Raw genomic sequence first — 483 nt, 5'->3', positions numbered from 1 at the left:
GGTGCTGCCGGGTGACTGCGCGGCGATCGTGGCCGTCCGTCATGTCCGAGTCGTAGCGGCGCGCACGGTCCGGCCGGTCACCCGCGTTCCCGAACCGGTGAGCGAGACAATCACACGACCGGGTAACCGAGTTGGACGACACGGGCATGGAAACGCAAGACTGCGACACAGGGCCTCCTGATTCGTTGACTAGACATCACCGAGCTGTGCAGGAGGCCCTTTCCCTATGTCTCAATCAGCGCCCGATCACCCGAACGAGGTCGACACGCGCGACAGTTCGATCAGCAGGCGTGTCATCCGCTTTGGGAATCGCTTCTAAGAAGCGATTCCCAAAGCGGACGTAGCTTCAAGTCTTCGCTGTTCAGGCATGTGGTCGTCGCCGGGTAGGCAGGCTGGATCCGCTGTGTTCAGAAGCCGTTGTTGTACCGAACTTGATCGGCGTGTTTCCGCAGCTCAGGCATGACGCCGGTGTTGGCGAGGCAG

The organism is Kitasatospora sp. A2-31 (assembly GCF_022288725.1).
Classification (GTDB): domain Bacteria; phylum Actinomycetota; class Actinomycetes; order Streptomycetales; family Streptomycetaceae; genus Kitasatospora.
This window is presented reverse-complemented; position numbering follows the sequence as displayed.